Origin of the sequence: Faecalicoccus sp. (genome assembly GCF_036552745.1) — a bacterium.
Taxonomy (GTDB): Bacteria; Bacillota_I; Bacilli_A; order Erysipelotrichales; family Erysipelotrichaceae; genus Faecalicoccus.
In genome coordinates this window covers 1-2,670 of sequence record NZ_JAXKBY010000163.1, presented here as the reverse complement: position 1 = coordinate 2,670, position 2,670 = coordinate 1, and the positions used below count along the sequence as shown (strand labels likewise).

The window sequence follows — 2,670 nt, the reverse complement described above, 5'->3', positions numbered from 1 at the left end:
CAAAACACATACAACATAATAAATAATAGAAAAGTAGTCAAAAGTCCTTTATTTAAAGGGGAATTGGCTACTTTTTATCTTTAAAACTGTCGAAAACGAGATTATAACATATTCTTAAGTTTCTTTTGACACTGTGTGCATTCGGTGTAAAATGTTAGTAATAAAAAAAGGAGAAAAGGGAATGAAACGTGGGCTATTGATTATATTAAGTGGGCCTAGCGGTGTTGGAAAAGGAACGATACGAAAGATTTTTTCGGAAGATGAACGATTGAATCTGGCGTATTCTACTTCTATGACGACAAGAAAGCCGCGAGAAGGTGAACAAGATGGTGTGGATTACTTTTTTACCACAAGGGAAGCGTTTGAAAAGGCCATCGAGAATGGTGAATTGTTGGAATATGCCGAATTTGTCGGTAATTATTATGGAACGCCATTAAAGGAAGTCAACCGCTTGCGCGATGAAGGAAAGAATGTTCTTCTGGAAATTGAAGTACAGGGCGCTACACAGGTACAGGAAAAATGTCCGGATGCGATCAGTATCTTTATCGTACCACCTTCTATGGAGGAATTGGAAAGACGTATCCGTGGACGTAGAACAGAACCGGAAGAAATTGTTCAACAAAGACTTGCCAAAGCCAGCAATGAAATGAAGATGGTGTACCAGTATAAATACATCGTTTGTAATGATGATCCACAATTGGCAGCAGAATTGATCGAAACGATCATTTTACGCCATATTGAGCTGGAAGAAAACAAATAATTGAAAGCGTTTTGATTGACAACGCTTTCAATGCGTGCTAAGCTTAATCCGTAATAAAGGATTGTTACTCTCTTGAGGCATTACCTGTTGTAGAATACATGGTTATGTCAAAGAGAGTTTTTTATTTTGGAGGATTGTTTATGTTTGGATTCAAAAAGAATAAAGAATGTGTTTTATATTCACCGGTAAATGGTAAAACAATATCTCTTGAAGAAGTTCCGGATAAAGTGTTTGCGAGCAAGATGATGGGGGATGGGATTGCGTTTGAATTAAATGATGTGAATCTTTATGCTCCTTGTGATGGTGAACTTACAATGGTAGCTCACACCTTTCATGCTTATGGCTTTAAAGCTAGAAATGGTGCAGAAATCTTAATTCATGTGGGATTGGATACTGTTAATTTAAATGGCCAGGGATTTATTTGTGTAAAAGAGAAAGGTTCAAAAGTTTCAGTTGGTGAGTTGATTGCAAAAGTCGATCTTGATTTTATGAAAGAAAAAGGAATCAATCTTATAACACCGATGGTAATAACCAATAGTGCTGATTATAAATTCCATTGTATAGAACCAAACAAGGTTGTACATGCCAAGAATGATAAAGTAATTTATTTTGAATAGTTAGGAGGCTGAAGATGAAGGTAATTAAAAAGATCAACAACAATGTTGCCATATGTTTAGATAACAATGGAAAAGAATTAATTGCCTTTGGAAATGGAATCGGTTTTCCCAAAGTGCCTTACGAAATTCATGATTTAAATAAAATTTCCAGAACCTATTATGGCGTGAGTTCTAATTTGATGGATTTGTTGAATGAGATACCTGAAGATATTTTTGAAATCTCTGCTAAAATAGTGGATTATGCAAAGACAAAAATTGTGAATGAACTCAATTCAAATGTCGTATTTACCTTAGCCGATCACATTCATTTTGCGATTCAACGTTATGAAAAAAATATGAAGATCAACATCCCTTTTCTGTACGATTTAGAACATCTTTATGAAACAGAGTTAGAAATAGGAAAAAGATCAGTGGTTTTTATCAATAAGAAAAAAGGGATACATCTGCCAATGAATGAAGCTGCCGGAATTGCCCTGCATTTCATCAATGCGGAAAATATGCAAAGAAATAACATAGATTCATTGGACGATAAAAAAGTGATTGCTGATATTACCGGTATGATTGAAGAACAACTAAAAATTTCCATTAATAAAAGAAGTTTTAATTATTCTCGATTTGTCACCCATATGCAATATTTATTAAAACGACAACAAGGACATACTGACATACAATCAGAAAATAAAAAGATGTTTGATAAATTGGTCAAGGAATTTCCAGAACCATATCAATGCGCTTTACATATCAGAGAATACATCAAACAGAATCTTGAGTGGAAATTAACTGATGAAGAATTATTATATTTGATTTTACATATAAATCGACTATGTAGTCGAGAGGATTGTAACCAATAGGGCATTACCTCAGCATTTTAAGCTGGGGTTTTATTTTTGGCATCATCAATGAATAAGCGCGCATTCATTGTATGCATAGATAAAAAGGAGAAGAAATATGGCTAAAAAACAAAAATATGAACAATTAGCGAATCAGATTATTGATTTGATTGGAGGTAAAGAGAATGTGACTTTTTTTACGCATTGTGTTACCCGTTTGCGATTTAACTTAAAAGATAAGAGTTTAGTCCAAAAAGAAGCAATTGAAAATATAGAAGGAGTCATGGGAAGTCAGTGGCAAAATGATCAATATCAGATCATTATTGGACAGGCTGTTGGTGATGCTTATGATCTGATTTGCACAAAAACAGGATTAGGAGGAGAAAATACCTTAGATGAAGAAGAAACTTCTACTAAGAAGAAAAAATTGAGTCTAAGTTTAGTCTTTGGCAATATTTTAGAT

4 protein-coding genes are annotated in these 2,670 nt (G+C 34.0%); all 4 read left to right on the top strand.

Going from position 1 to position 2,670, the window contains the following annotated elements:
• Positions 1-181: 181 nt before the first annotated feature.
• The gene (gmk, locus tag U0M88_RS07805) at positions 182-760 is read left to right on the top strand and encodes a guanylate kinase (protein WP_117446882.1); all 579 of its coding nucleotides are present in this window, start codon (positions 182-184) and stop codon (positions 758-760) included.
• Positions 761-900: 140 nt separating this feature from the next.
• Positions 901-1,377, top strand: a complete 477-nt coding sequence (locus U0M88_RS07800) for a PTS sugar transporter subunit IIA (RefSeq protein ID WP_331869456.1) — start codon at positions 901-903, stop codon at positions 1,375-1,377.
• Positions 1,378-1,391: 14 nt separating this feature from the next.
• A complete protein-coding gene (locus tag U0M88_RS07795) occupies positions 1,392-2,228 on the top strand; it encodes a PRD domain-containing protein (RefSeq protein WP_117446880.1) in 837 nt (278 codons plus the stop codon).
• A 97-nt stretch (positions 2,229-2,325) separates the two neighbouring features.
• On the top strand, positions 2,326-2,670 hold a 345-nt coding region (locus U0M88_RS07790; RefSeq protein WP_331869455.1), incomplete at its 3' end, for a PTS transporter subunit EIIB.

What these genes read in the sequence shown, in the direction of transcription:
- U0M88_RS07800 (WP_331869456.1), top strand. Translation starts at nt 901, where the DNA reads ATGTTTGGATTCAAAAAGAATAAAGAATGTGTTTTATATTCACCGGTA.
- gmk (WP_117446882.1), top strand. Translation starts at nt 182, where the DNA reads ATGAAACGTGGGCTATTGATTATATTAAGTGGGCCTAGCGGTGTTGGA.
- U0M88_RS07795 (WP_117446880.1), top strand. Translation starts at nt 1,392, where the DNA reads ATGAAGGTAATTAAAAAGATCAACAACAATGTTGCCATATGTTTAGAT.